At 44.9% G+C, this 23,562-nt stretch carries 25 protein-coding genes and 1 tRNA gene; 10 read left to right on the top strand and 16 right to left on the bottom strand.

Annotated features, from left to right (window positions below; translation table 11 throughout):
• The first annotated feature begins 446 nt into the window (after window positions 1–446).
• The 5 genes from gap to HQM15_10015 all read left to right on the top strand — a co-directional run bounded on the left by gap (window position 447) and on the right by HQM15_10015 (window position 4,385).
• Window positions 447–1,460 (top strand): type I glyceraldehyde-3-phosphate dehydrogenase, encoded by a 1,014-nt coding sequence (gene gap / locus HQM15_10035; GenBank protein MBF0493104.1) that lies wholly within the window; start codon window positions 447–449, stop codon window positions 1,458–1,460.
• A 140-nt stretch (window positions 1,461–1,600) separates the two neighbouring features.
• Entirely contained in the window at window positions 1,601–2,779 is a 1,179-nt protein-coding gene (locus HQM15_10030; protein ID MBF0493103.1) for a phosphoglycerate kinase, read from the top strand.
• A gap of 46 nt (window positions 2,780–2,825) precedes the next feature.
• Window positions 2,826–3,599, top strand: coding sequence for a triose-phosphate isomerase (locus HQM15_10025; protein MBF0493102.1), 774 nt, complete (start codon window positions 2,826–2,828; stop codon window positions 3,597–3,599).
• 79 nt (window positions 3,600–3,678) lie between these two features.
• Window positions 3,679–4,146 carry a preprotein translocase subunit SecG gene (secG, locus tag HQM15_10020; GenBank protein ID MBF0493101.1) on the top strand — a complete coding sequence of 156 codons (468 nt, stop codon included), beginning with the start codon at window positions 3,679–3,681 and terminating at the stop codon, window positions 4,144–4,146.
• 157 nt (window positions 4,147–4,303) lie between these two features.
• Window positions 4,304–4,385, top strand: a tRNA-Leu gene (locus HQM15_10015).
• A gap of 49 nt (window positions 4,386–4,434) precedes the next feature.
• Here HQM15_10015 and HQM15_10010 read toward each other — a convergent pair.
• The 3 genes from HQM15_10010 to HQM15_10000 are packed head-to-tail and all read right to left on the bottom strand — an operon-like array spanning window position 4,435 to window position 7,111.
• Window positions 4,435–6,282: a hypothetical protein gene (locus tag HQM15_10010; GenBank protein MBF0493100.1), complete on the bottom strand. Its 1,848-nt coding sequence runs from the start codon at window positions 6,280–6,282 to the stop codon at window positions 4,435–4,437.
• A 26-nt stretch (window positions 6,283–6,308) separates the two neighbouring features.
• Complete coding sequence (locus HQM15_10005) at window positions 6,309–6,737, bottom strand: PaaI family thioesterase (GenBank protein MBF0493099.1); 429 nt, start codon at window positions 6,735–6,737, stop codon at window positions 6,309–6,311.
• Window positions 6,738–6,760: 23 nt separating this feature from the next.
• Window positions 6,761–7,111: a DUF3147 family protein gene (locus HQM15_10000; GenBank protein MBF0493098.1), complete on the bottom strand. Its 351-nt coding sequence runs from the start codon at window positions 7,109–7,111 to the stop codon at window positions 6,761–6,763.
• Here HQM15_10000 and HQM15_09995 point away from each other — a divergent pair.
• Window positions 7,110–8,084: a D-2-hydroxyacid dehydrogenase gene (locus tag HQM15_09995; protein MBF0493097.1), complete on the top strand. Its 975-nt coding sequence runs from the start codon at window positions 7,110–7,112 to the stop codon at window positions 8,082–8,084. The genes HQM15_10000 and HQM15_09995 overlap by 2 nt on opposite strands.
• 19 nt (window positions 8,085–8,103) lie before the next feature.
• On the opposite strand, the gene HQM15_09990 is transcribed toward HQM15_09995, so the two are convergent.
• From HQM15_09990 to HQM15_09965, 6 genes are all read right to left on the bottom strand, one after another.
• Entirely contained in the window at window positions 8,104–9,186 is a 1,083-nt protein-coding gene (locus HQM15_09990; GenBank protein ID MBF0493096.1) for an ArsA family ATPase, read from the bottom strand.
• On the bottom strand, window positions 9,183–10,124 hold the full coding sequence (locus tag HQM15_09985; GenBank protein MBF0493095.1) for an AAA family ATPase: 942 nt from the start codon (window positions 10,122–10,124) through the stop codon (window positions 9,183–9,185). The genes HQM15_09990 and HQM15_09985 overlap by 4 nt, the downstream gene beginning before the upstream one ends.
• Window positions 10,125–10,134: 10 nt before the next feature.
• The gene (locus tag HQM15_09980; protein MBF0493094.1) at window positions 10,135–10,680 is read right to left on the bottom strand and encodes a hypothetical protein; all 546 of its coding nucleotides are present in this window, start codon (window positions 10,678–10,680) and stop codon (window positions 10,135–10,137) included.
• A 14-nt stretch (window positions 10,681–10,694) separates the two neighbouring features.
• Window positions 10,695–11,045 carry a hypothetical protein gene (locus tag HQM15_09975; GenBank protein MBF0493093.1) on the bottom strand — a complete coding sequence of 117 codons (351 nt, stop codon included), beginning with the start codon at window positions 11,043–11,045 and terminating at the stop codon, window positions 10,695–10,697.
• Window positions 11,046–11,057: 12 nt separating this feature from the next.
• Window positions 11,058–11,276, bottom strand: a complete 219-nt coding sequence (locus HQM15_09970; protein MBF0493092.1) for a twin-arginine translocase TatA/TatE family subunit — start codon at window positions 11,274–11,276, stop codon at window positions 11,058–11,060.
• Window positions 11,277–11,340: 64 nt separating this feature from the next.
• Window positions 11,341–11,766: a hypothetical protein gene (locus HQM15_09965; GenBank protein ID MBF0493091.1), complete on the bottom strand. Its 426-nt coding sequence runs from the start codon at window positions 11,764–11,766 to the stop codon at window positions 11,341–11,343.
• An 8-nt stretch (window positions 11,767–11,774) separates the two neighbouring features.
• On the opposite strand from HQM15_09965, the gene pabB reads away from it, so the two are divergent.
• Window positions 11,775–12,896 carry an aminodeoxychorismate synthase component I gene (pabB, locus tag HQM15_09960; protein MBF0493090.1) on the top strand — a complete coding sequence of 374 codons (1,122 nt, stop codon included), beginning with the start codon at window positions 11,775–11,777 and terminating at the stop codon, window positions 12,894–12,896.
• A gap of 10 nt (window positions 12,897–12,906) precedes the next feature.
• On the top strand, window positions 12,907–13,809 hold the full coding sequence (locus tag HQM15_09955) for an aminotransferase class IV (protein ID MBF0493089.1): 903 nt from the start codon (window positions 12,907–12,909) through the stop codon (window positions 13,807–13,809).
• Here the strand turns inward: HQM15_09955 and HQM15_09950 are convergent.
• From HQM15_09950 to HQM15_09920, 7 genes are all read right to left on the bottom strand, one after another.
• Window positions 13,800–14,549, bottom strand: coding sequence for a hydroxymethylpyrimidine/phosphomethylpyrimidine kinase (locus HQM15_09950; protein MBF0493088.1), 750 nt, complete (start codon window positions 14,547–14,549; stop codon window positions 13,800–13,802). The genes HQM15_09955 and HQM15_09950 overlap by 10 nt on opposite strands.
• Window positions 14,550–14,633: 84 nt before the next feature.
• Entirely contained in the window at window positions 14,634–16,406 is a 1,773-nt protein-coding gene (locus HQM15_09945; GenBank protein ID MBF0493087.1) for a methyltransferase, read from the bottom strand.
• Window positions 16,407–16,451: 45 nt separating this feature from the next.
• A complete protein-coding gene (thiE, locus tag HQM15_09940) occupies window positions 16,452–17,090 on the bottom strand; it encodes a thiamine phosphate synthase (protein MBF0493086.1) in 639 nt (212 codons plus the stop codon).
• 5 nt (window positions 17,091–17,095) lie between these two features.
• Window positions 17,096–17,827 carry a ZIP family metal transporter gene (locus HQM15_09935; protein MBF0493085.1) on the bottom strand — a complete coding sequence of 244 codons (732 nt, stop codon included), beginning with the start codon at window positions 17,825–17,827 and terminating at the stop codon, window positions 17,096–17,098.
• Window positions 17,828–17,839: 12 nt separating this feature from the next.
• Entirely contained in the window at window positions 17,840–19,324 is a 1,485-nt protein-coding gene (locus tag HQM15_09930; GenBank protein ID MBF0493084.1) for a sigma-54-dependent Fis family transcriptional regulator, read from the bottom strand.
• 20 nt (window positions 19,325–19,344) lie between these two features.
• Window positions 19,345–20,430 carry a PAS domain S-box protein gene (locus HQM15_09925; protein MBF0493083.1) on the bottom strand — a complete coding sequence of 362 codons (1,086 nt, stop codon included), beginning with the start codon at window positions 20,428–20,430 and terminating at the stop codon, window positions 19,345–19,347.
• Between the two features lie 38 nt (window positions 20,431–20,468).
• The gene (locus HQM15_09920; GenBank protein MBF0493082.1) at window positions 20,469–21,584 is read right to left on the bottom strand and encodes a serine/threonine-protein phosphatase; all 1,116 of its coding nucleotides are present in this window, start codon (window positions 21,582–21,584) and stop codon (window positions 20,469–20,471) included.
• Window positions 21,585–22,081: 497 nt separating this feature from the next.
• Between HQM15_09920 and HQM15_09915 the strand changes: the two genes are divergently transcribed.
• Together HQM15_09915 and HQM15_09910 are read left to right on the top strand one after the other, a co-directional pair.
• A complete protein-coding gene (locus HQM15_09915) occupies window positions 22,082–23,143 on the top strand; it encodes a hypothetical protein (protein MBF0493081.1) in 1,062 nt (353 codons plus the stop codon).
• Window positions 23,085–23,465 carry a hypothetical protein gene (locus HQM15_09910; GenBank protein ID MBF0493080.1) on the top strand — a complete coding sequence of 127 codons (381 nt, stop codon included), beginning with the start codon at window positions 23,085–23,087 and terminating at the stop codon, window positions 23,463–23,465. Before HQM15_09915 ends, HQM15_09910 begins: the two co-directional genes overlap by 59 nt.
• The last annotated feature ends 97 nt before the right edge of the window (window positions 23,466–23,562 follow it).

Below are 23,562 nucleotides of genomic sequence, written 5' to 3'. Positions count from 1 at the left end.
ATCTACTCCACTCTCTACGGCAAGAAGGAGGCCAGACTTGAGTTGAAAAGTTGAACAGATTAATTATTTGAAATAACAGGAATATCGCACTGGCTTTTCCCAAATAAGATCCGGCAGGTGCTGGTTAAAAAATACCCTCACAACTGCAGAAAGTCGTTAACAGGTGTAAAGCGCTAGAAAAGCCTGCCAGCCAAATTGAGTGGTCAAAGAAATAACACAGAGTGTCATTATCATGAAGGGCTCAAGATTTAAGAGTTGCAATCAATTGATTGTAGGATCCTTTTTTTAACTTATGCACTCCGCGAAGTTCCGTTTAATTGCAGACCAGTACTTTATTGTTTGTCTTATCAAAGTGATAGCTATCCAATGCCGGCTTGACAGGGCTGGGGTTCTTGGCTATGGCGGGTGCTCTTTTTGTCACCTTTTAACCCTAGGATTTGCATCCCATGAGCATCAAAGTTGGTATCAATGGTTTTGGTCGTATTGGCCGAACGCTGTTCCGCCAGATTTTAAAAAATCCTTCTCTTAATTATGAAGTAGTAGCCCTCAACGACTTGGCTCCTCCCGTTTCACTGGCCCATCTTCTAAAATACGATTCCGTGCATGGACCGCTACAGGCTTCAGTTTCTGTCCAGGAAAATGCCTTAATAGTTAATGACAAAAAAATTCCCGTATTTAGCTGGAAAAACCCTCAGCAATCGGAATGGGGAAAATTGGGGATTCAAATTGTTTTGGAATGCAGCGGATTTTTTACAGACAAAGAAAGCTGCCAGGGGCATTTCAAAGATGGGGTACAAAAAGTCATCATTTCCGCTCCGGCTAAAGGGGTGGATGCCACCCTGGTTCGCGGCGTCAACTGCACAAGTTACGACCCCAAACTCCATCATCTTATTTCCAACGCCAGCTGCACCACCAACTGTTTGGCTCCTCTTGTTAAAGTACTTCATGAAAATTTTAAGGTGAAGCGTGGCTTCATGACCACGGTGCATTCTTACACCAACGATCAAAAAATTCTGGATCTCCCTCACAAAGATTTACGTCGTGCCCGTGCGGCTGCAGTTTCCCAAATTCCGACCAGCACCGGCGCGGCCAAGGCCATTGGTTTGGTGATCCCCGAATTAAAAGGTAAGATCGACGGTTTTGCGGTGCGAGTGCCTACTCCCAATGTTTCTTTGGTAGATTTTGTGTGCGAAGTCGAAAAAAACACCCATGTCGAAGCCGTAAACACCGCGTTCAAAAAGGCCTCTGAAGCGGGAAGCCTCAAAAATATTCTGGCTTATTCTGAAGAACCTCTGGTTTCCATCGATTATAACGGCAATCCTCATTCTTCTACTATAGATGCCGAACTCACTTCAGTGATGGATGGAACTTTGCTGAAGGTCGTCTCCTGGTATGACAATGAGACTGGGTTTTCACAACGCATGGTAGAATTGACGGAATTAGTAGCTAAGCAATTATAGTGTTTTCCCCTCCCCCTTGAGGGGGGAGGGTCAGGGAGAGGGTGATCTTTGATGCAAATTGAATTCAACCCCTCACCCTGCCCTCTCCCTCAAGGGGAGAGGGGAATAGAATGAATTCAAACCAAATTTAATAACTCAATATGATTAAAAGCATCACTGATCTTCCTCTTCAAAAAAAGCGCGTTTTTATCCGTGTGGATTTTAACGTCTCTTTTGACGAGAACGAGAATATCCAGGACGACACTCGCATCCGTGCAGTTCTTCCCACCCTGGAATATGCCATCAAAGAAGATGCTAAAGTTATTTTGGCCTCGCACCTGGGCAGACCCAAAGGGATCCGTGATGCAAAACTCTCTCTGCTTCCTGTCGCGGCCTATTTGAGCAAGCTTCTGAAAAAAGATATCCTCTTCCCCGAAGATTGCATCGGCGATGCAGTAAAAAAATTGGCCCAGGATCTGCGTGAAGGTCAGGTGATGCTGCTCGAAAATCTTCGTTTTCATGAGGGAGAAGAAAAAAATGACGCCGTTTTTTCTGAAAAGTTGGCCTCCATCGCTGAGGTTTATGTAAACGATGCCTTTGGCACCTTGCACCGCGCCCATGCCTCCACGGTAGGAATGGTGAAACACTTCAAATACAAGGGGGCCGGCTTCTTGGTAAGAAAAGAGGTGGATTACCTGAGCAAAGTGCTAGAGAATCCCGAGCGACCTTTGGTAGCCATTTTAGGTGGGGCCAAAGTAAGTGACAAGTTGGCTGCAGTAGACTATTTGCTGTCCAAAGTAGATGCCTTGCTCATTGGCGGGGCCATGGCTTATACCTTCCTAAAGGCCATGGGGAAGGATGTAGGATCTTCTTTGGTGGAAGATAATAAATTAAATTTGGCCGCAAAATTTATGGAACGTGCCAAGGCCAAAGGGGTGCCCCTCCTTTTGCCTGTGGATCATCGCATTGCTCAAAAGCTCGAAAAAGGAGCTCCTTCAGAAATTGCAGAGGGGAATATCCCTCAAGGTTTTATGGGGCTGGATATTGGTCCTAAAACCATTGAAAAATTTGGTGGGAAAATTATTGAAGCCAAGACTGTTATTTGGAATGGCCCCATGGGAGTTTTTGAAGTCCCTCCTTTCAACGAGGGAACTTTTGCCATTGCCAAACTGGTTGCGAAATCCAAGGCCTTGTCGGTGGTAGGTGGCGGAGATTCGGCCGCAGCCATTATGGAATCAGGACTGTCTGATCAAATCAGTCATATTTCCACAGGCGGAGGCGCCACACTGGCCTGCTTTGAAGGGAAGTTACTACCGGGACTTCAGGCACTCAAGGAGTAGAGTAAAAAACAGGCCTAAAAAAAGGCCAAGAAAACAGGACAACATTATGGAAGAACCCGTCAAACCCTTGATGGTCGCTAACTGGAAGATGTACAACAACGTGAGCGACTCGATTAAGCTGGCCACCAACCTCAAAAATAGCTTGGGGGATTATCCCGATGTGGAAGTAGTGCTTGCACCCCCCTTTACTTCTATCTATTCAGTGTCGATTGCCATGAGTGAAACGGGAATTAAGGTGGGGGCACAAAATTGTTTTTGGGGTGAAGAAGGGCCCTACACCGGAGAAGTTTCAGCTCCCTTCCTAAAGGACGCGGGATGTGAATACGTGATTATTGGACATTCGGAACGCCGCATCCATTTTGCGGAAACAGACGAGTCTGTGAACAAGAAGATCCATTGCGTGTTGAATGCCGATCTTACTCCCATTCTTTGCGTGGGAGAAACGGCCCACGAGCGAAATGAAAAAAAGACAACGGCCGTCATTGAAAAACAAATTCGACGGGGTTTGCAAGATGTTGGGATGAACGATTTGCAAAAATTTGTAGTGGCTTATGAGCCCGTTTGGGCTATTGGCAGCGGAAATAGGGCCACGGTAGAACAGATTGCTGAAGCGCATGAACATATCCGTTTTTTACTGGCAAGAATGTACGATGCTCCCACAGCTAACAATATCCGTATCTTGTATGGGGGCTCCGTAAAGTCGAGCAACGTTCGAGAAGTCATGAAAGTTCATCATGTGGATGGCGCCCTGGTCGGTTCTGCCTCACTTGACTACGAAGAATTTTCAAAAATAATTCGTTTTGGAGACTTTGACGCTTAACTCATAATCCCCTCTCCCCTTGAGGGAGAGGGTTAGGGTGAGGGGAAAAATGAATTGGATGCCCCCTCAGAAAGAATTTATGACCGGTTTTATACTCACTTTTCATTTCATTATCTGTATTTTCATGATCATTGTGGTCTTACTCCAAGCCGGAAAAGGTGCAGATATCGGTGCCTCCTTTGGCGGGGGTTCCCAGACTGTATTTGGGCCTCGAGGTGCAGCGACCTTGCTTTCAAAGATTACGACTGGAGCGGCCATTCTATTTTTGCTGACGAGTATTCTTCTTGCTCATTTGGCAAAAGATCAAAGCAACGCCAGTGTTATCAACGGGGCCAAGCTTCCCACTCCCAAGGCCGCCATAGCAGAATCCCAAAAAGCGGAAACACGGAAGACTGAAACACAAAAGGCAGATAGTAAAAAAGCAGACATTAAAAATTCTGAATCGTTAAAAACAGAAGTTGTAGAAGAAAAAACTGAAGAAGCTCCAGCGGCGGCTGAAACACAGAAAGTATTGACACCCAAGAAGAAAGCGCGCTCTAAGCGTTAAGGGAATATTTGATTGGATCAATGACAGTTTGTATAAAATTTGAGAAATGATTTTAATCAAGGCGGGCGATTGAAGACGAGTGAGTCGTACTACTGTACGTCGCAGCGAGGATGAAAGAGCCCAACGCCGAGTAAAATCATTTATCGAATTTTGTATTGCGCGGGTGGTGGAACTGGTAGACACGCTAGTTTGAGGGGCTAGTGGGGCAACCTGTGCGGGTTCGAGTCCCGCCCCGCGCATAGAAAAGGCCTTGTAAATCAAGGCCTTTTTCTTTTAGTGCTGTCAAAATCACTTCTCCTGCCTATACAATCCATCCTGCTTCAAGATAAATAAGGCATCCTTGGTTTCAGTCGCCGCGGGGCAATATTTTTCATCGACTGGATTTTTTAAAACTTCTTCCCATTTATTTTCAGTTTTATTCCAGGCAAAAACGCCCTTGGCGCCCAGAGCCCACATTTTCCCGTTGATCTGTTTCATTTCACAAATAATGGTTTGAGCATCAGGAAGCGGCGACAGCTCCTCCCATTTCTGGTTTTTCAAATCCAATCGGAAGATTCTTTCGTCCTGCGTCTCCACATAGAGATATTTTTCGTCTCGGGTGAGGTGTGACACATAGGTGTTTTCTAAAGTTCCCAAAGGAATTTTCTGCCAGGTTTTATTTTGATCCTGATAGCGATAGAGACCTTTCATAGTGCCCACATAAAAATCTTTATTTACTCCCAGGATGCCTAAAATCCTGTCTTTTGAATCCAGCCATTTGATCCAATGTTGGTCGGAACTTAAACGATAAACCTGCTGCAGAGTAGCAGCGACCAGGGTGTTTTGATACTCCCCCAAAAAAGGGACGCTTTCAAACACTTCACTAAAGCAAGGTTTGAACTGTGTGAGCATTGCTGCAGGCAATTTCTGAAGAGGCCAGTTCTTTCCTAATGGGTTCCAGAGGTTTTTGCTGAGCTCTGCTTCCAAAACTCCACTGACATAAGAGCCTAAATAGGTTTTTCCATTTAACAACTGCATGTATTCGATGGGCTGTTGACAGTCTTGCGCGGCGCCACCCATCAAATTTACCCAGAGGTTTTTATCCTCTGAAAAACGATATAAACCGGAGGCACTCGTGGCATAAAGTTCATCCGCTATGGTTTTAAAATCACTCACGGCCTCGGTTTTAAGTCCGGCATGGATGCTTTCCCAAGCACCTTTCTTATCCTGTTGAAACGCACCACTTTCGCCTGCGGCATAAAGCGTCTTCTTGTAAGGGACGATACTATGGATGAACGGGGGAGTCTTATAGCCAGCGGATTTCCAGCTTTTGCCATCGGAACTCAGCAGATATTGATCCTGATCTGTATACACCATTGGACTTTGATAGGGTTGAGAAAAACCTTTGAATTTTTCTCCCTTGGGAATCCCATTGTTTAGGCCTTGCCATTCTTTTTCATCTATTTTTTTCCGAAAAACACCCTCATCGATTAATCCCAAATACAACACGTCGTTTTCGAGATAGACATCTTGCAAATTCTTCAATCGATCGTTTTGGCCCAGATTTTCTGTGATGTTCGACCAGGCCCTTGTTTTTTGATTGTAGAAGAAAATATTTTGATTGCTAGCCACTAAAATTCCGCGATCGTCCATGGCCCAGGCCCTGAGGTCGGATACCTCGCCCAGTGGATCGCTGAGGATCACCCAGCTTTTACCATCAAACGAAAAAACTCCCTCTTTGGAAACTGCGTAAAGCCTCCCGGCACTCTTGGCCAAACCAAATGGGGCATAGGCTTGCGTGCCTTCTCCTACCTTCTTCCAGTGATTCACCTTTCCATCCGAAACAAAGATGCCGGAATGAGTTCCCGCATAAAGTTTGTCTCCATCCGGAAACAAAATACTGGCTGAATTGGGAGGCAGACCTTCGTCAAAGTTCTCCCATCTTTTTTCCTGAGGATTGTATTTGAGTACCCGGTTGAGTACGCTCCTTGCGAAAAGCCCTTGAGGATGCACGAAGAGGTAATGCAGCATTTCTGCCATTCGTGTGGGTTCCGCAATTTTGGTCCAAGTGTTTTCAGCGACTGTGTCGTTTTTTGCCCCTGCATTAAAGCAACAAAAAGAAAATAGAAAAACTAAAAAGATGATTTTAATTTTCATAAATTGTCTCGTTTAAAAAATGCAAATCATTTCTGGGTTGAGTAAATATTATAAGTGCCCAAAGCAATGGCAACATCCCTTTTATCTTCTTCGTCAGGTCGAAAGACATGACATTCCACCACAGCATGGGATTTCCCTTTGGATTTTATTTTTGCATCGCAGACCAGTTTATCATTCAATTTTGCAGGAGAAATATAATTAATTTTAAACTCAATGGTGGAACAAAGTTCCCCCTTTTTCAGGCTCAAGAAGATAGCAGCACCCATAGAGAAGTCCACAAAAGTAGATAGGGTTCCCCCATGGCAGGCGCCCGAAGGACTTAAATGTTTTTTTTCTATGGTTAAAACAGTGCGTGCATAGCCGGGTTTCGCTTCGAGGATGTCGTAACCCACCAACTCTCCAAAATTGTCTTTGTGGGGAAAAATATGTTGGTAGCTTTCGTGTAGTTTATTCAAAATTAAATCCCTCTGTTTCTCTTCTATTTTAAAAAACCAAACTTCTTGAATAGGGCCACACTGAGGAATAAAATCAGCAGCGCAATCGAGAGGGCCAACCAAAAAGGTGTTTTGTGTTTAAATAAATAATAGGCCGCCCCAAAAAAACTGAGGGTGGGAAGCACGTATAAAAAAACATCCTTGGTATAGTGTTGTAGTACTTGCAGATCTTTTTGTTCCAGGTAAATCCAGACGAGGGAAAGAACAGTCATCACTGGCAAAGCAGTCAAAAAGGCGGCCCATTTAGGCTGAACCTTCACCAGACTGCTGATGCCGGCAATCATCAGTCCGGAAACTATGGTTTTAAAAATAAAAAAAAGGGTGTCGTGACTCATGAGTAAGCAAAAAATAAAGATTATTTTTTTAGATGCTGCCAGTGTCAACCTGGGAGATATTGAGGTGTCTCGCTTGAAAAGACAAGGGGATTATCAAGCCTATTCTCAGACTCTTCCTGAAGAAATTGTCGAGCGAGCTTCAGAGGCTGAAATTATCATTAGTAACAAGGTGGTGCTTGGTCAAAAAGTGCTGAGCCGGCTTCCTCACCTAAAACTCATCGCCGTGGCTGCTACAGGTTATAACAACATCGCTATTAAAGCGGCCAAAAAAATGAACATCGCGGTGGCAAATGTGGCGGGATACTCCACAGCCAGTGTAAGCGAGCAGACTCTCTTATTCCTGCTAGCTTTTTCACATCGTTTTCTGGAGCATCACGAGGCCTGCCTCAGTGGGTTATGGTCACGTTCTCCCTTTTATGCCGAGCTGGGATTTCCTTATTTGAATTTGCAGGGCAAAATTTTAGGCATCCTCGGTTATGGAAGCATCGGAAGACAGGTGGCTAGAGTAGCTCGGGCTTTGGGGATGAAAGTACTGCTTGGAAAAATTCCTGGCAGAAAATATCCAAACAATAAAAATCGGGTCTCCCTCAAGCCGCTCTGCGAAAAAGCGGACTACATCAGCTTGCATTGTCCGCTGAGTGCACACACAAAACACCTCATCAACTCTCAAACTCTTTCCTGGATGAAGCGAAGACCCTGTCTGCTCAATTTGGCTCGAGGGGCTATTGTCGACGAAGAGGCTCTGCTTCACGCCCTGCAAAAGGGATGGGTTTCGGGTTATGCGACCGATGTTCTGGAACAAGAACCTCCGCCTGCAAATCATCCCTTTTTTGCCAAGGAATTTAAAAATAAAATCTTGTTCAGTCCTCATATCGCCTGGGCCAGCCGCGAATCGCGTCAAAAGTTGGTGAATGAAATTGCGGCGAATATTGAAGCTTTTAAGAGGGGAATAAAGAGGAATCGGGTGTGTTGAAACATTTTCTTGCTTAGCACTACATCAGGAGATCTCCCAAATCTTTCAAACTTTCCAGGTCGTGAATGTCAGAATTCATGTGCGGCAAGAGCAACATTGTTCCTTTTATTTTCTGACTGATCCATTCAATTTGTACAGCTTCTTGGTCTGCCAGGGCTTCGTAGGCGCTGAACATTTCGGATAATTTTTTTTTGTAGGTGAATGAATTTAAGGCCTGCCAATTCTTTTTCTTTAAACGAGGATGAATTCGATTCAGGATTAAACCGGAGAAAGGAAGTTTAAATTCCTTCATTTTTTCGTAGAACATCAAAGCCTCGTTCAAACTGAATCCCTGTGGTGCTGCAACCAGTAGAAAAGCGGTATCCGAGTTTTTGAGTAGCCCTGAAACTTCTTCTGCCCTCTCCTTGAAGCCTTCCAGAAGACCCCCGGTAGAAATGAGCATAGTGGAAAGATCCTGGAGGAATTCCATACCCAAAACCCTTCCAAAAATACCAAAAATTTTTTGAGCCCCTTTTTCTAGAAGTTTTAAGGAACTTTTTCCAACAAAGATTCCTGGTTTCAAAAACCATTTCAACATGCTGTCGCCCACGGCAGCACTCATTTTTTGAGGGGCTTCTAAAAAATCAAGTGCGTGTGCCGTGGGAGGAGTATCTAAAATCAGCAAATCGTATTTATCTTTCTGAACCATCTCGTATACCCGCTCCATGGCCATGTATTCTTGAGAACCGGCAATCATGCTGGAGAGATGCTGGTAGAGAGCATTCCCCAGTATATTATTTCTGGCTTCTTCATTGGGGGCATAACGTTCGATGATTTTGTCAAAAGTCCTTTTTGTATCCAGCATAGCCGCAAAGAATTTTCCTGAGGTTTGAGCGGATGCTTGAAAACGAGAGATGTCGATTTCCTTTTCTTCGTTTCCCAGCGAGGAAATCCCCAGGGAGTTGGCGAGTCTTTTGGCCGGATCTACAGTGAGCACAGCTACTTTTTTTCCTGAAAGGGCGGCTTTTAACCCCAAGGCTGCGGCAGTGGTTGTTTTGCCGACTCCCCCCGAGCCACAACAAATGATTAATTTTTTTTCTTCGATGAGGGTTTGTAAATTCATGTAAGTGATTCGTCTCTTAAACAAGTAGCCAACTGCTTAATACCCTTCAGTGTGCCCGCATCCTGAAATAAAAAGGGCAGTTCCCAGCAAGGATGCCCTTCGAGTTCATGGAGTAGTTTTTCTTTATAAGTTTTTTGGAGCAAAACTCGTTCTTGATAAAAAAGAACTACTCTTCCAAGTTCTTCCGTAGATTCTAAGGTATTCAATTCTCTTCTTGTTACTTCCCATTCTTCATCACTCAAAAAACGAGGGAAGATCCCGTTTAAAATCACAGGACCGCAATTCAACTTTAATTTTAGCCTCGCTTGTCTCAGCATTTCCAAAGCTTCGTTGATCGGCATTTCCTCGGCCAGGGCGGTGACAATCAATTGAGTCTTTAAAGGATCTTGCAGCAGCTTCACAATGCGAGAGGCCTGGTTGTACAGAGGTCCCATTTTAATGGCGCGAATAACGACCTGCGCCACATTGAGCAAGGCCAGCCCATGTCCGGTGGCAGGGGCATCCAAAATAACCAGGTCGTATTTGTGTTTTTTTTCTTTGTCCAAATCCCGTTCCGTTAAGGCCCATACTTTACCAATTTGCAAGAGTTCACTAAGACCTGGAGTGGCATCCAGAAAATTACGAACATAGCGATTTTCAAAAATTAAGGAATAAATTGTTTTGCTGTGAATCTGGTCTAAAATGTACTCTTCAAAGGTATTTGGGGCCTGGATACTGGTGATAAACAAATTTTCCAGAACTTCTTTTTCTTTGTAGGGAACTTTTTTTAGCCCAAAAAAAATGCCCGTTCTCTGGGCATTATTCATTTCGACCAGCAAGGTTTTCTTTCCGCTTTGGGAAGCAAGGTGGGCCAAGAGAAGGGAAACCGTTGTTTTTCCAACGCCTCCCTTGCCTGAAACAATGAGCAACTTTTTATCAAAAAGTTCTTTAAAATCCATAGAGAACTTTTTATTTAATTTTCTTCTCGAACTCTTCCACCTTTTTCATGAGGTTTCGAATTTCAGACTTTAGAAAAGAGGCATTGGTAAGCTTCCCGATGGATTTTACTTTGTCTTCAAACTTTTTGGAAACTTCATCCAAGCCATCGTGGGTTTTGGAAATGAAATCTCGGATAAAAATTCCACCATCTTCAATTTCATCCTTGATTTTATCGATTACCTTTTCTGCCTCATCTTTCACACTCGAAATCGAGGAAACAGTATGAATGGACTTCTGGAAGAAATCTACCAAATGCCCTCCTCCGCTCTGAATGATATTTTTCAAGGTGCTGAGGGGAAGTAAATGTTTTTTTCTTTTTCCTTCTTCCAGGATGATTTGAGTCAGAGTCAGGGTCGTGAGATCTTCTTGGGTACGATTGTCGATGATGCAAACATCTTCCCCTTCTTTAATGAATTTTGCGACGTCGTCGAGGGTTACATAGCAGCTATTTTCAGTGTCGTAGAGCTTACGATTTTGATATCGCTTAATGACACGAATTTTTTTTTCTTTGTTCATGGCTCTCCCTTTGATCAAGCTTTTGCTTTAACCACTTTTAATTTTGTTCTCCCACGCTGGACCTTTTTGGGTTCTTCCACTGCCTCTGGAATTTCTACTGCGGCTACTCCTTCCAAAACGGGAGCCTTCGTTTTTTCGAGCAATTCATCTAGTAAACTCCCCCCCACTTTCATGAAATCCGTCACCCAGGGAAGACTTTGAGGAAGACCACTTTCTTGAAGGATACCCACCGTTGTTTTATTCATTATTTTTGCAGCCAATAACAATTCGTGCGCGGATTGCTTGAGGTGTTTTTTGCCTTCACCTAATCCTTCCAGGGCGGACAGGAGAGAAAGCAGAGTGCTTGGATCTTTTAGGTTCATCATTTATTTTAAGCGCTAGGAGGATTTGTTATTTTGATCTTTTGTATCTGGATTGTCATCCTTCTCTTCTTCGCCTCCTCCTTGCATATTTTTCTTGAAGTTGCGGATTCCTTTTCCAAGCCCCGAACCAATTTCAGGCAACTTCCCTACACCAAAAATAATAAGGATCATAAGCAAAACGACAATCAATTCGGCGGTGCCAAGGCCGGCAATTCCAAGCAAGATGTGCGTCATAAAATTCCTCTTCTTTTTTGACGCAGGCTTAGCATGAAGATTTTTGCTTTGTCTACGTTAAAAATTAGTGTTTTTTACCACTCAGAAGATTAGGAGGTGAAGAGTCATCGTCTGTAAAATGAAAGAAAATGAGTACGGAACTGGTCAGGGTGATAGGAAGCAACAATAAGTTAAAGATATAAAACAGGGGGGGCGACGAAAATTCATAAAGGCCAATTAAAAACAAGGGCCAAATATAAGCAATGGGGACAAGGGCTTTTTGAAATTGAAGGCCAATGCCCGGACCCAGCGAATCTTGAGGATACCAGGGGTACTTCTCTACCCCGAAGGCAAAAAAGACCTGAAAAAAGAAGAGAAAGAGGCCTGATTTTCGAATTAAACTCCAGGCCCGCCAATCTGTTTTAATAAAAAAGTAAAGGCTGAGTCCGGCAGAACAAAAAAAGAGCAGCTTCACAATCCAACTCTTGCGGTTGAAGAAAAGTTTGAGCATAAGAGGCCATGCTTCTCCCTATTTATGAAAAAATTCAATCTTCTTTTCTCCCTTTTTTTTTGATCTATAACAGGCCGGAAGGATTTGTTTATTTGGGTGAGGCAACAGAGAAAATAGTAGGGCTTCCCTGTTTGAAGATGCGCAAGAGATCAGGGGGTCTCCCTTTTGAGTCCGGGGCCGTAGGATATATTCCTTATGAGTACTCTGCCTCTGAGGATATTCAGGCCAGACCTGAATTTCTCCTTTGCAACAAAGTACAAAATCTTAAAGAAGAGGAGTTGTTTTCGCTCCCTCGAACTCCCTCATTTAAATTGGCCCTAGAGGATTTTACGCCCGATTTCACTCGTTCGGCTTATCTGGACGCCCTTCAAAAAATTAAAACTCATCTTGAACGGGGGGATTGTTATCAGGTGAATCTTTCCCAAAAATTTGAATGTGTACTCCCTGAGGGTTTTGATGCTTTTGAATACTTTCATTATCTGAATGCAAAACATCCTGCCCCTTATGCGGCCTATCTTAATTTTGGGGACAGGCAGATCTTATCTTTTTCTCCCGAACTTTTTTTAAAAAAAACTGGGAAACACATTGAAACCCGTCCCATCAAGGGAACTCAAAAAAGATCTCAAAGGCCTGCGGAAGATGAAGCCCTGAAACAAGCTTTGCAACAGTCGTCCAAAGAAAGAGCCGAGTTGTTGATGATCGTTGATTTGGAAAGAAATGATTTTGGAAAAATCTGTGAAGTAGGCTCTGTGCGAGTCTCAAAATTTTATGAAGTGGAAACTTATGATTATGTTCATCATCTGATGGCCAGTGTAGAAGGGCGCCTGAGGGAGAAGGTCTCTTTTCAGAAAATTATGGAAGCCACTTTTCCGGGAGGGTCTGTAACAGGGGCTCCCAAGAAAAAGGCCATGGAAATTATCAAAAACCTGGAACCTCACGGGCGTGGAATTTACACGGGTGCCTTGGGTTGGATGGATACTTCGGGAGATTTTTTATTTAATTTGGCCATTCGAACCCTGGAGATATACCAAGGTAAAGCAAGTTTTTGTGTGGGAGGTGGAATTGTGATGGATAGTGATTTCGAAAGCGAGTATGAGGAGACCTTGTTGAAATCTAGGGTGTTTTTCTAGTAGGTGTTTTATGGTTTCCAATATCGTTTATCAAAATGGGCTTTTTCTTGAAGAAAGCCGAGTGAAAATCAGTTTATCCGATTCTGCTTTTCTTTGGGGGGCCGGTTTTTTTGAGACCTTGCGCGTTTCTCAAGGGGTCGCCGTCTTTTTGGAGGATCATCTGGATCGCCTTTTTGGATCTTTAAAAGAACTTCAGCTTACCCCTCCGGTTTCGAGGATTCGTTTAAAGTTTTTGGTATATGAAACGCTGAACCTCAATCACCTCAAAGAAGCAGTCTTGCGCATTTGGGTAAGTTTTGACTCGGGCTCTTTGAGAGAAATGGATCTTCAAAAAGCGCGGCCTTCCCTGATTATTTCTTGTAAACCCTTTGAGGCCTTTCCCAGAGAACTTTATCAGGAGGGGGTGGCTTGTGTGGTGGTGAAAGATTTTTTCTCCAATGCCGGGAAGCTCGCTTCATACAAGACGAACAGCTATTTTAATTCGGTCATCGCCAAACAAAAAGCCAAACAAGAAAATGCCTTTGAGGCCCTCTTAACGAATGCCTTGGGAAATATTACGGAGGGAGCCACGAGCAATATTTTTGTCATTCATCAAGCGAAACTGCTCACGCCTTCTTTGTCGGATGGAGTATTGGCCGGGATTAGCCGTCAGAAAATTCTGGATCTGGCCAAGGATCTGGATTTGGAAGTTCAGGAAAAGTCCCTGCTGCTCGAAGACCTTTTTGAAGCCGAAGAAGTCTTCTTGAGCTCTTCACTCAAGCATGTGCTGGCTGTTTCGGAAGTGGATGGGAAGAAAATTGGAAACCCGGGTGTGGGGGCCTGGACCCAAAAGATTTCAGAGGCCTATTTAGAGAAAATTCAGTGGTATGTGGAACAGGTGTTGTCGGATCAATCCGGTTTAGGTCAAGAATGATGAATCTTTTTTAGCACCTCTTTTTTAGCCAGCACTACAGCCGACTTCAGATTTTTTCCTTTTGCAAGATAGGCGGCAATAAAGGACGCCAGGCTACAGCCAGTGCCATGGGTTTCTTTGTTTTTTAGAATTCTTTTTCCTTTAAATTTAAAAACTTCTTCAGAGCTTATCCAATAATCGTTGGCACTCTCTTTTAAATGGCCCCCTTTGATCAAAAGATTAAAATTCGGATTTTGTTTTAAAATCTGCCGCTGCCACGCCACGGCTTTTTCCAAATAGTCTTTTTCGTTTTTGATCGGGAATCCACTGAGTGTCTCGAATTCTTCTACATTGGGAGTCATCAGATCAAAGCAGGCAGAATTTTTTTGAAGCAGTTCAATGCCAGTTTTGTTTAATAAATCAAAGCCGGTCGAAGAACGAAAGACAGGATCAAGGATCACAAACGCGGGCGCATTTTTTTTGAGCCAGTGAAGCAGAACTGTCACCAGTTCTGCATTGGCCAGCATTCCTATTTTTACGATGAGATTTTTGGGTTTGATCGAGATCGATTCTAGCTGATCCTGAAAATTCTTTGTCGTGGCACTTTGAAAAGAATAGAATTTGTTTTCATTTTGTGCGGTGAGGGCGGTAATGACGCAAGCGCAGGGGATTTTTAAGGAGTAAATCACCGCTAAATCCGCCTGAATCCCCGCCCCGCAGCTGGGGTCGGAGCCACCGATGATGAGAACTTTTTTGTGCATGGCAGTCATGTCCTCGTGTGCAATCTGATCCTGACCCCGGATCAGAGTCCGGGGTAAACTCCGGTCAGGATCTTCACGGGTTTCTTACTCTGTCCACAATGGGATCGATCGAGCGTGCTCCTCCACCCAAAACCCTGTTCCTCCGGAAATAGGGATGTCACTGTAAGGGTCAACAGGGCCATTGTTGCCGCCATCACCATTGTAATGCCCTACCATTGCTCCGAGGCGGGATTCTACTTCTCCTACGATTCGTATTCCAGTCTGTACAGCGGATCTTCTTAGAATACGGACCATCGCAGCCTGAAATCGGGCCACATGATCCGCTTGAAGGGCCCGTGTAAAGGCTTCTGGAGAAACTTCGTTGTGTCCATGCCTTCTCAGGTAACGAGAGAACATGACTCCATAAGTTGAAACCCCCACATTCAAGTCGCGAATGCCTAAGGGGTTTGCCTCCACTCTTAATCCAGGTCTGGCGAGCAAGTTTTGATACAAAGGGACTTGCTGGTTTTCGTTGACGACCAGCACAGAGTACATGAGAAACTCTCCACCCTCCCGCAAAAGAGGCAGGGCCTGATTTAAAAAAATGCGAGTGACCGCCAGCCCATCGGGACCCCCATCTCCAAAATCGGTGAATTGTTCGGCATAGTACCTAGGCATCGCGTTAAAAGGGGGGTTTGAGACCACATAATCCAGTCGGTTGCGTCCCAAAAGCCGCGCAAGATTTTGAGGATCATGATTGTCTACACCAACAAATCGATTTTGGACTCCGTTGAGCAAGGCGTTGAGTCGAGAAATATTGAGAGAGTGGTCATCAATTTCGACGGCAAAAGCGGTTTGAATATGGGGATACAGCTTCAGCAGGGCGATGGATTGAATACCAATCCCCGATCCCATGTCCGCAATTCGGCCACTGAGGGGGTTGTGGTGCAGATAATCCTCCATCAATTGATGCAGAAGAATATAGCTGGTGGAGCTGAGTTGGGCCGTTCTTTCTTGTAAAGCGGATCCTGAAATATGCTCGGGGGCATCCATAAACAGATACATCACCTGGCCATTGGGTAAACGCTGGGAAGTGAGAGAAAGCGCGTTCATGCGGTATTGGACCGCTTGGCCAGCAGACTGGGTTTCGACGACGAGATTCAGGCTTTTCAGTTCTTCGAATAATCCGGGGGCAGAGGCAAAAAGCTCACGGGCTTGCTGTTCATTAATGGCCTCTCCATACATCAAAAAACGAAGGGCATTATTTTGAATGCGTAGACGAGGATCCGATTCAAAAGGAGAGGCGTTGCTGCCTCGGATTCCTCCCAAAGTATTTTGGGTATCATAAACAGGAGAGTAGCTATAACTATGCGGATGAATGCGCTGATTGGCCGCATCAAAATGGATACGATTTAGAAAGCCATGCAAATGTTGAAGCGTCAAGCGTTGCGCCACCGAGTTGAAATGAATGGGGGCCAGAGAAGCGGTAGAAGAGGCAGGGCTCATTACTCTAGACGGGCGTAGGCCATTGGGATCAAACAAATGGGAGACCAGGCGTGGCCCTGTTGTGGGAACTATCCGTTGATATTCTGCAAACAGGGCAGCGATATTCTGAAGATCCTGCGGGCTTACCTCTTCATTTTCGTGGCCTGCATGCAGTAAATCGCTGAGGGCAATCACATCGTCCTGATCAATCTGATCGCGACCGTCTCCCTGACGATTCAGATTAAACAGCTCTTGCATCCCTTGAGCATTGATATCCACGCGGTTTCCGTGAGTTCTCAGCATGGGGAAACGGTCTGGATGCGCAGCCATCTCGGTTAAAACGGCCTGGGCCTGAGGATTAACGACTGTCTGGTTTTGTATATAAAAGTTCATAGAACTCCCTTTTTGTGATCCGATCTAAAGACGATTCTTTTCTGATTATCGGTAGCGGGCGGATAAAGTTGCTATTTTTTTGATATAAAGTTCGGTAGCCTTGGAAACATCCTCTGCCTTCGAAAGCGCGGTAATCATCGCGATGGCGTCTACGCCAGTATTTAAGACTCCTTCCAAATTATCCCAAGTAATGCCCCCAATCGCGACTTTGGGAATAGAAATTTGAGCTACAAATTCTTTTAACTTTTCCAAACCTTGTACCGGGCGTCCAGGGCCCTTGGTGGCAGTGGGAAAGATGGCACCCAAGGCGACATAATCGGCGCCTTCTGCCTCGGCTTGTTTGGCTTCTTCGATGGAGTGCGAGGAATAACCAATGAGCATTTGAGGGCCTACAATTTTTCGCACCTCCGACACAGGAAGATCATTTTCTCCCACGTGAATTCCATCCACACCCAGCTCCAGGGCCAACTCGACGTAATCGTTCAAGACAAAACAAAAATTGTAATTCTTTTTTTCTTCCAGAATTTTTTGAGCCTGTTCGCGCACGCGATTTAAATCTTTGGCATTTTTCATGCGAAGTTGAAGGATTTTTGCTCCGCCTGCCAATAACTGTTGGGCAAGTTCATGCTGACTTTTGTGGGAAGAAAAACTGATATCGCAGATGGCGTAGAGACCTTGCGTCATAAAAATTAATGCAAAAAACGCCCCAGCACAAACATGGCCACGAGCCCCAGCATAAAACAGATAAAGGCCTGGTTTTTTAAAGTGGAATATCGATGCACCTCGGGAAGTAAATCGGAAAGCGAGATGTGGAGAAAGGTTCCCGCAGAAAACGCCAGGGCAGCACCGCCCAGATTGGGATTGTTGAATCCCACAAAATAATAAGAAAGCAGGGCTCCCAAAGGGATGGCGGCCAACAACAAAAGATTTGCCAGAATAATGTTCGATTTGGAATGGGCCGCGTGAATCAGGATGGAACTGAGTGAAAAGGCTTCCATCGTTTTATGAAAAAAGATGGCGGCAAAGACCACGATACCCAGTTTAGGAACCAGCAAACCTACTCCCAAAGCGAATCCATCGGTGAGAGAATGCAGAAATAAACCGATGACGGCCGAAATTCCAAGGGGTTTATGCACCTCGCAGGAATCGGTTTCGCAGATGTGAACCGTGATGTATTTTTCGAAAAAATACAAAAAGAAAAGCCCCAGTAAAACAAAAGTGGAGGCCTTGGCACCAATGAGTTCAAAGGCCTCGGGAATCAGATGGATAAAACTGGAGCCCAACATCAAACCCGCAGAAAGAGAAAGCGCCAAGGGCAGGCGGCTGGGATGCCAGTGCCGAAAGACCGGCAGAATGCCCCCCGCAAGCACTGCAGCGCTCATGAGTGTGAAATAGAAAAATAGAGGTTGAATAAAGGTCATAGTGTTTTCCCTTTAATCCTCTTCTTCCACTTCCTCAAAATCAAAATTTTTAATCTTTATTTTCAAATGCCGAATTTTTTTACGCAGGGTGTTGCGATTGATCCCCAATACCTTTGCCGCCTGAATTTGATTGCCATTGGTCTTTTGTAAAATGAGGTTCAGCAAGGGCCGTTCAAACATGGGGAGCAGGGTTTCGTACAAGTCCATGGAACCTAATTGCTGCAACTTGTCTAAAAAGATAGAAAGTTTTTGAGAAATTATATCTTCCAGGGAACGCTGCTCGATTTCTGTCCTGGAGAGACCCGCCTTTTTTTCCCTCAGCATCGGGGCAATTTCCTTGGCGCTGATCACATTGCCGGCACCCATCACCAAAGTTCGTTTGATCACATTTTCAAGCTCCCTGATATTGCCAGGCCAGGGATAAGCCTTCAGCAATTGGATACACTCCTCGCTTAACACCTTGCTGGGACAGGAAAATTCTAGAGAATATTTTTCGATAAAATACTGGGCCAGAATTTCGATGTCTTCCTCGCGTTCACGCAGGGCTGGCAACAGCAGGGGCACCACATTCAGACGAAAATAAAGATCTTCCCTGAATTTTTTTTCATCCACCATTTTGGATAAGTCTTGATTAGTGGCCGAGAGAATGCGCACATCAATGGCAATACTCTGGGTACTCCCCAAACGCTGGATTTCCCCCTCTTGCAGAGACCTCAGCAATTTGGCCTGCAGTGCAATCGGCATGTCTCCGATTTCATCCAGAAAAAGTGTTCCGTGATTCGCCGCCTCAAAATAACCCGCACGAGATTCATCCGCCCCCGTAAAGGCCCCCTTGCGGTAACCAAAGAGTTCGCTTTCCAATAATTCTTTGGGAATCGAAGCACAATTCACCGCGATGAAAGGTGCGGTAGCGCGAGGGCTGGCCAGGTGAATTGCCTTGGCCAGCAGTTCCTTTCCAGTACCGGATTCACCGGTAATCAAGACCGAAACATTGGAGTTGGCCACTTTACCAATGGCTTTATACACTTCCCGGATTGCCCTTGATTTTCCAATGATTTTAGCTTGGCGATCAAATTGCTTATTGTGCAGTTCTTGCTGCAGTTCCTTGACGTCGTCGGTGAGTTTTTTGGTTTGAAGGGCCCTTTCGACGATCACCTCCAATTCATCCAACTCAAAAGGTTTGGTAATGTAGTCGAATGCTCCTTGTTTCATGGCCTCCACGGCATTTTTCATGGTGTCTTGAGCCGTCATGAGGAGGACAGGGAGTTCTGGTTTCTGAATTTTAATTTGGGTGAGCACTTCAAAACCCGTCATCTCAGGCATTTTGAGATCAAGCAGCGCCATGTCGAAATCTTCTTGTTCCAGTTTGTAGAGCGCCAATTTACCTTCCGAGCAGGTTTCGACTTGGTAGCCTTTTTCGGAAAAAAGTTTCTTGAGGATAGTACGCAGCGAATTTTCGTCTTCGGCTATCAGGATTTTGGGTGTGTGTGGAGTCATATTCATATTTTGTAAATTCATCAACTCGCCGCCCTCAAAAAAACCTTGAAAACAGTTCCCCGATTTGGAGCCGACTCTACCTGGATAAAACCCTGATGTTCTGTAATAATTCGATGGCTGATGGCAAGTCCTAAACCGCTGCCCCGTTTTTTTGTACTAAAAAATGGGGAGAACAGACGCTTGAGCACCTCATCTTCCATGCCACAGCCTTCGTCTTTGATGGCTATTTCGATCAGTCGAACGGCTTGACCTTTTTCGGTTTTAAGCTGGTATTCGGTAAAGAGGCGGGTTCGAACTTCAATCTTTCCCCCAGGGACATCGCCCAAGGCCTCGCGTGCATTTTTGATCAAATTTAAAAAGACCTGTTTCAGTTGATTTTCATCTCCTAAAATATCAGGAAGCGAAGGGTCATAAAATCTTAAAACTTTTATGTGATTTGCCTTGGCCGCTTGTTCCTCGAGGCAAAGCACTTCTTCGAGCAATTGGTTTAAGTTCAACTGCTTCAGTGTAATTTTTTTGGGGCTGGCGAAGTTTAAAAGTTCCACCAACAGCTCGTTTACTCGCTCGGTCTCTTTGACAATCATTTGCAGATATTCCACCCACTCCTCTTTGGGCTTGGCCCGCAACATCATCTGGGCAGCGCCTTTAATGCCTCCCAAGGGATTCTTGATTTCGTGCGCCAAGCCCGAGGCAATCGTTCCCATCACGCCCAGGCGATCGGCCACCTTCAGATCTTCTTCCATCTTTTTAAGGGGACTCAAATCCCGACACAGAAGCCTGGCCCCACAAATTTGCCCTTCTGCAGTGTGCAAGGGCTCCAGGTTGAATTCCAGCACGTAGGTATGCCTCAGCAGGGGGTTGGTCCATTCGTTTTCTCGAAGGGTAAAGCTATGACCTGTCTTCAGCGTGGTTTTTATGCGTGCCTGTAAATCTTTAGATTGAGGAAATAAATGCTCAACTTTTTTGCCCTGAATTTGAGAAAGCGAAGAGCCCAACATTTCTTGGGCAACGGGATTGAGGTAAGTGACGTATCCTTCCTTGTCAATCAGCAGCAGGGCATCGGGCAACGAAGCAATGATTTGTTCGAAAAAATGGAGATCGATCATGAAGAGTTCTTAGGGGTGGAATTTGGAATTGGCAAGGGTTAGTGCTCGTACAAAAGCAAACTGATATTCTGCCCATTCAAGGCTCGGCCCTGACCATTTTTACCTTCCTGAGCACGTTGAAGGGCCATTTGATAGATATGGGTTAAAATTTCCTCGAGAGGCACTTTTTCACAAGCCAGGGTGCAGAGTTCCCCTAAATGAAAATCATCCCCTTGAAAGGCATGGCTAATGCCATCGCTACAAATCAGCAGGCGATCCCCTTTTTCCAGTTCAATATGGCGATGGTCTAAATCCCGTGAAATCAAAATGGGTTCGTTGCCTAAGTAACGGGTTAAGGAATGATTTAGGGCATGTGCGCTTTCGACATCAATCAGTTTTTCGGCGTACAAGTCTTGTCCTTTGGTGTGATCTTTCGATTCGTAAATAATTTTTCCGTTTCGAAGGATTAGAATTTTGGTGTCCCCGATGTGATAGACCTGCGCACTATTTTTTTCGATTTTGCAGCAGGATAAAGTAGAGGCCATGGAACAAAATCCACCCAATGAAACGTCATTTTTCATCCGTTGCAGGAGCGCCGCGTGAGCGAAGAGCAGGCTTTCTTCCAGGCTATGCATGCGTTGCAGACCATATTCAATAAAATCGATGAGCAGGCCGGAAGCAATGTTTCCGGAGACATTTGTACTCAGTCCATCACACAACATGAAAAATGATTTTTCCGGAAGTACCAGATAGGCATCTTCGTTCCGAAAGCTGGTGTTATATCCTTGGGCGCAAAACCCTACCAGGCGGCCAGTCCCCAGGCGAGTGACACATTCGCCTTCTTCGTGGTTTCGCACTTTTAAAGAATATCCCAAATTTTGAGGGGCCAAATCGTAAATCTTCTGCATCTCAATCTGGTGGCGAGTGAGGTGCACTTCCTGAAAAAGCCCCGCCAGGTCGAGTTTCTCGAATTTTTTCTTTAGACCGATCTGTTCCAATTTCCGTCCCGATTCGTCCAGCTCGTGCAACAAGACCTGAGCCAGAAACTGTTGCTGGGTGTCGGAAGGTTTTTTTCCATTTTTAAGATCGCCCTGGTAAAACTGAAGGAAGTTTTTGGGAATGAGTTCGGGAGGACGAACACCCTTGAAATGGGAAATACTGCGCGAAGTTTGCAAAAAAGATTTATTTGCAAGGTTTGGGACTAAGCTAGAATTTTTGTTCTTTTGCAAAGAACTAAAAATCATGAGTACCCTTTCTGAAAGAAGCCAGTGCTCAGTATAAGGGCAAACAGGGCCTAACGGCAAGGCTTGTTCCTAAAGTAGACACGCAGTGCGTCAATGTAGGTATTTAAAAATAAAAGATTTTTTGAATAAGTCTAACGATGCTTAGACTTATCCTTCCTGGGATGCGAAAGTACCCAGAATAAGACAACGGAGACGATAACTAGGACGGTAGTGATAAGCATAATATTTGTTGCTGTTCTAAAAACAGCGTCCCAATACAGTATCGACCAAAGTCTGAAAAAGTTGCTAAGAATTATTAAAAATTGGTGAAGGGCTGCTTTTAAATTTGCTAGCAACTTTCTCAGAGCCAGTGCCGATACCTAGGCCAGAAATAAAGAGGCTGGATTTTATTAGATGGGTTTTTGAAATGTAAAATTTAAGGAGATGATATGAAAATAAAGAATGGTTTTGGATATTTATTGGGAGGATTTTTTATCGTGGCCTCTCTTGGCCTTAGTTCGTTGACTTGGGCGGATCCGGGGCCTGGCCACACACCAGCTAGCGCCCCCTCATTAGGAACACTCTATTACAGAACCGATTCAACAACCCACTTATCTACGCTGGCAGTCAAAATAAATAGTTTGGGTGCGGGTGACCACAATGGCGCTTCGTGTGAATATGCTACTGTAACGCCCCGTATTTTACCGCCTGGCTATGATACAGCTTGGCATCCAGGAGGGGTTTTCACTTACTCTTATCCTGAAAGTTCCTATTATTGCGTAACGCTTTCACCTGTGGATTTAGGTTTAACGGATGCTTCTCAAATGAAGCTTCGTGTAAAAAATAGTGTTTCGCTAATCACCGAAACAACGGGAGCTGCAACTTTAGACAATACCCCTCCCACTATTGGCGATTCAACTGCTACAGGAGATTTTCACCTCACGGAGGCCTCTCATGCCTACATTGCAACGCGGGGTTCTTCCTCTTATACTTTTGTCCCCCGCCACATTACTTTTGCGGCCAATGTAAGTGATTCAGGCTCGGGAATTGTTTCTTGCGGTTACTATCTGACTTCAGACAGAAGTAGCTATCCTCACTACGATGGCATGATTCTGAATCCTATTCCCGATCCTGCAGGTTCCGGAAGAATTATTGGATATACGTGTTTGTTTGACAATGTGGCATTGCCTGACAATCCTGCTTTAGCCTTATCAGTAATGGATCAGGTGGGCAACACTTCTACTTTAAATTTTGGACAGATACTTGTGGTGGACGACCAAGCGCCCAGCTCTAGTATTCAGGCCTTGCCAGCAACTACAACCACAAGCACCTTTAATTTAACCTACAATGTGAATGAAGTGGGGGATGCAACCCATAGTGGTGTCGATCGAATTTGGATCTACTATCACTATAAAGCCAACGAATCCGCTGCTTGGGGACCTAGCCACCAATATGGAGATCCTATCACTCCTACTTCCAATACCGGAACGGTATCATTATACCGCGCCTGAGGGAAATGGCCTTTACGAATTTTACTCCGGGGCCTGCGATCATGTTGGAAATTGCGAAAATATTCACGACCCTTTAGATGCAAGAACCACTGTACAGGCGCCTGTTGCTACGCCTACAGCTGCCATTGCGGTAACTCCTGGTCCTTTAACTTTCCCTGCAACGAATATCGGAGCAAGTTCTGCCCCTCAAACTCTAACCCTGCGCAATACGGGAACCGCAACGCTCAACCTTGCAAGCGTTACTTTGTCTGGAGATGCGGCTTCCCAGTTTGCTCTCACTTTATGCCATGATGTGCGAAATCGCAAGACAGGGACCCAGTGATCCGCAAGGATAGGGACCCACTCGGAGCGTAGCGACGGATCTTATTTTTTCTTTTTATAGGTGGGTCCCTATCGATGCAATTTGTTTTTTTCTGGGC

The organism is Deltaproteobacteria bacterium (assembly GCA_015233135.1).
Lineage (GTDB): Bacteria > UBA10199 > UBA10199 > JADFYH01 > JADFYH01 > JADFYH01.
This window is presented reverse-complemented; position numbering and strand designations above follow the sequence as displayed.

Bases quoted from the DNA above. Each gene is read 5' to 3' on its own strand.
- gap (MBF0493104.1), top strand. From the start codon at position 447: ATGAGCATCAAAGTTGGTATCAATGGTTTTGGTCGTATTGGCCGAACG.
- HQM15_10030 (MBF0493103.1), top strand. From the start codon at position 1,601: ATGATTAAAAGCATCACTGATCTTCCTCTTCAAAAAAAGCGCGTTTTT.
- HQM15_10025 (MBF0493102.1), top strand. From the start codon at position 2,826: ATGGAAGAACCCGTCAAACCCTTGATGGTCGCTAACTGGAAGATGTAC.
- secG (MBF0493101.1), top strand. From the start codon at position 3,679: ATGACCGGTTTTATACTCACTTTTCATTTCATTATCTGTATTTTCATG.
- HQM15_10010 (MBF0493100.1), bottom strand. From the start codon at position 6,282: ATGAAAATTAAAATCATCTTTTTAGTTTTTCTATTTTCTTTTTGTTGC.
- HQM15_09995 (MBF0493097.1), top strand. From the start codon at position 7,110: ATGAGTAAGCAAAAAATAAAGATTATTTTTTTAGATGCTGCCAGTGTC.
- HQM15_10000 (MBF0493098.1), bottom strand. From the start codon at position 7,111: ATGAGTCACGACACCCTTTTTTTTATTTTTAAAACCATAGTTTCCGGA.
- HQM15_09990 (MBF0493096.1), bottom strand. From the start codon at position 9,186: ATGAATTTACAAACCCTCATCGAAGAAAAAAAATTAATCATTTGTTGT.
- HQM15_09985 (MBF0493095.1), bottom strand. From the start codon at position 10,124: ATGGATTTTAAAGAACTTTTTGATAAAAAGTTGCTCATTGTTTCAGGC.
- HQM15_09980 (MBF0493094.1), bottom strand. From the start codon at position 10,680: ATGAACAAAGAAAAAAAAATTCGTGTCATTAAGCGATATCAAAATCGT.
- HQM15_09975 (MBF0493093.1), bottom strand. From the start codon at position 11,045: ATGATGAACCTAAAAGATCCAAGCACTCTGCTTTCTCTCCTGTCCGCC.
- HQM15_09970 (MBF0493092.1), bottom strand. From the start codon at position 11,276: ATGACGCACATCTTGCTTGGAATTGCCGGCCTTGGCACCGCCGAATTG.
- HQM15_09965 (MBF0493091.1), bottom strand. From the start codon at position 11,766: ATGCTCAAACTTTTCTTCAACCGCAAGAGTTGGATTGTGAAGCTGCTC.
- pabB (MBF0493090.1), top strand. From the start codon at position 11,775: ATGCTTCTCCCTATTTATGAAAAAATTCAATCTTCTTTTCTCCCTTTT.
- HQM15_09955 (MBF0493089.1), top strand. From the start codon at position 12,907: ATGGTTTCCAATATCGTTTATCAAAATGGGCTTTTTCTTGAAGAAAGC.
- HQM15_09950 (MBF0493088.1), bottom strand. From the start codon at position 14,549: ATGCACAAAAAAGTTCTCATCATCGGTGGCTCCGACCCCAGCTGCGGG.
- HQM15_09945 (MBF0493087.1), bottom strand. From the start codon at position 16,406: ATGAACTTTTATATACAAAACCAGACAGTCGTTAATCCTCAGGCCCAG.
- thiE (MBF0493086.1), bottom strand. From the start codon at position 17,090: ATGACGCAAGGTCTCTACGCCATCTGCGATATCAGTTTTTCTTCCCAC.
- HQM15_09935 (MBF0493085.1), bottom strand. From the start codon at position 17,827: ATGACCTTTATTCAACCTCTATTTTTCTATTTCACACTCATGAGCGCT.
- HQM15_09930 (MBF0493084.1), bottom strand. From the start codon at position 19,324: ATGACTCCACACACACCCAAAATCCTGATAGCCGAAGACGAAAATTCG.
- HQM15_09925 (MBF0493083.1), bottom strand. From the start codon at position 20,430: ATGATCGATCTCCATTTTTTCGAACAAATCATTGCTTCGTTGCCCGAT.
- HQM15_09915 (MBF0493081.1), top strand. From the start codon at position 22,082: ATGAAAATAAAGAATGGTTTTGGATATTTATTGGGAGGATTTTTTATC.
- HQM15_09910 (MBF0493080.1), top strand. From the start codon at position 23,085: ATGGAGATCCTATCACTCCTACTTCCAATACCGGAACGGTATCATTAT.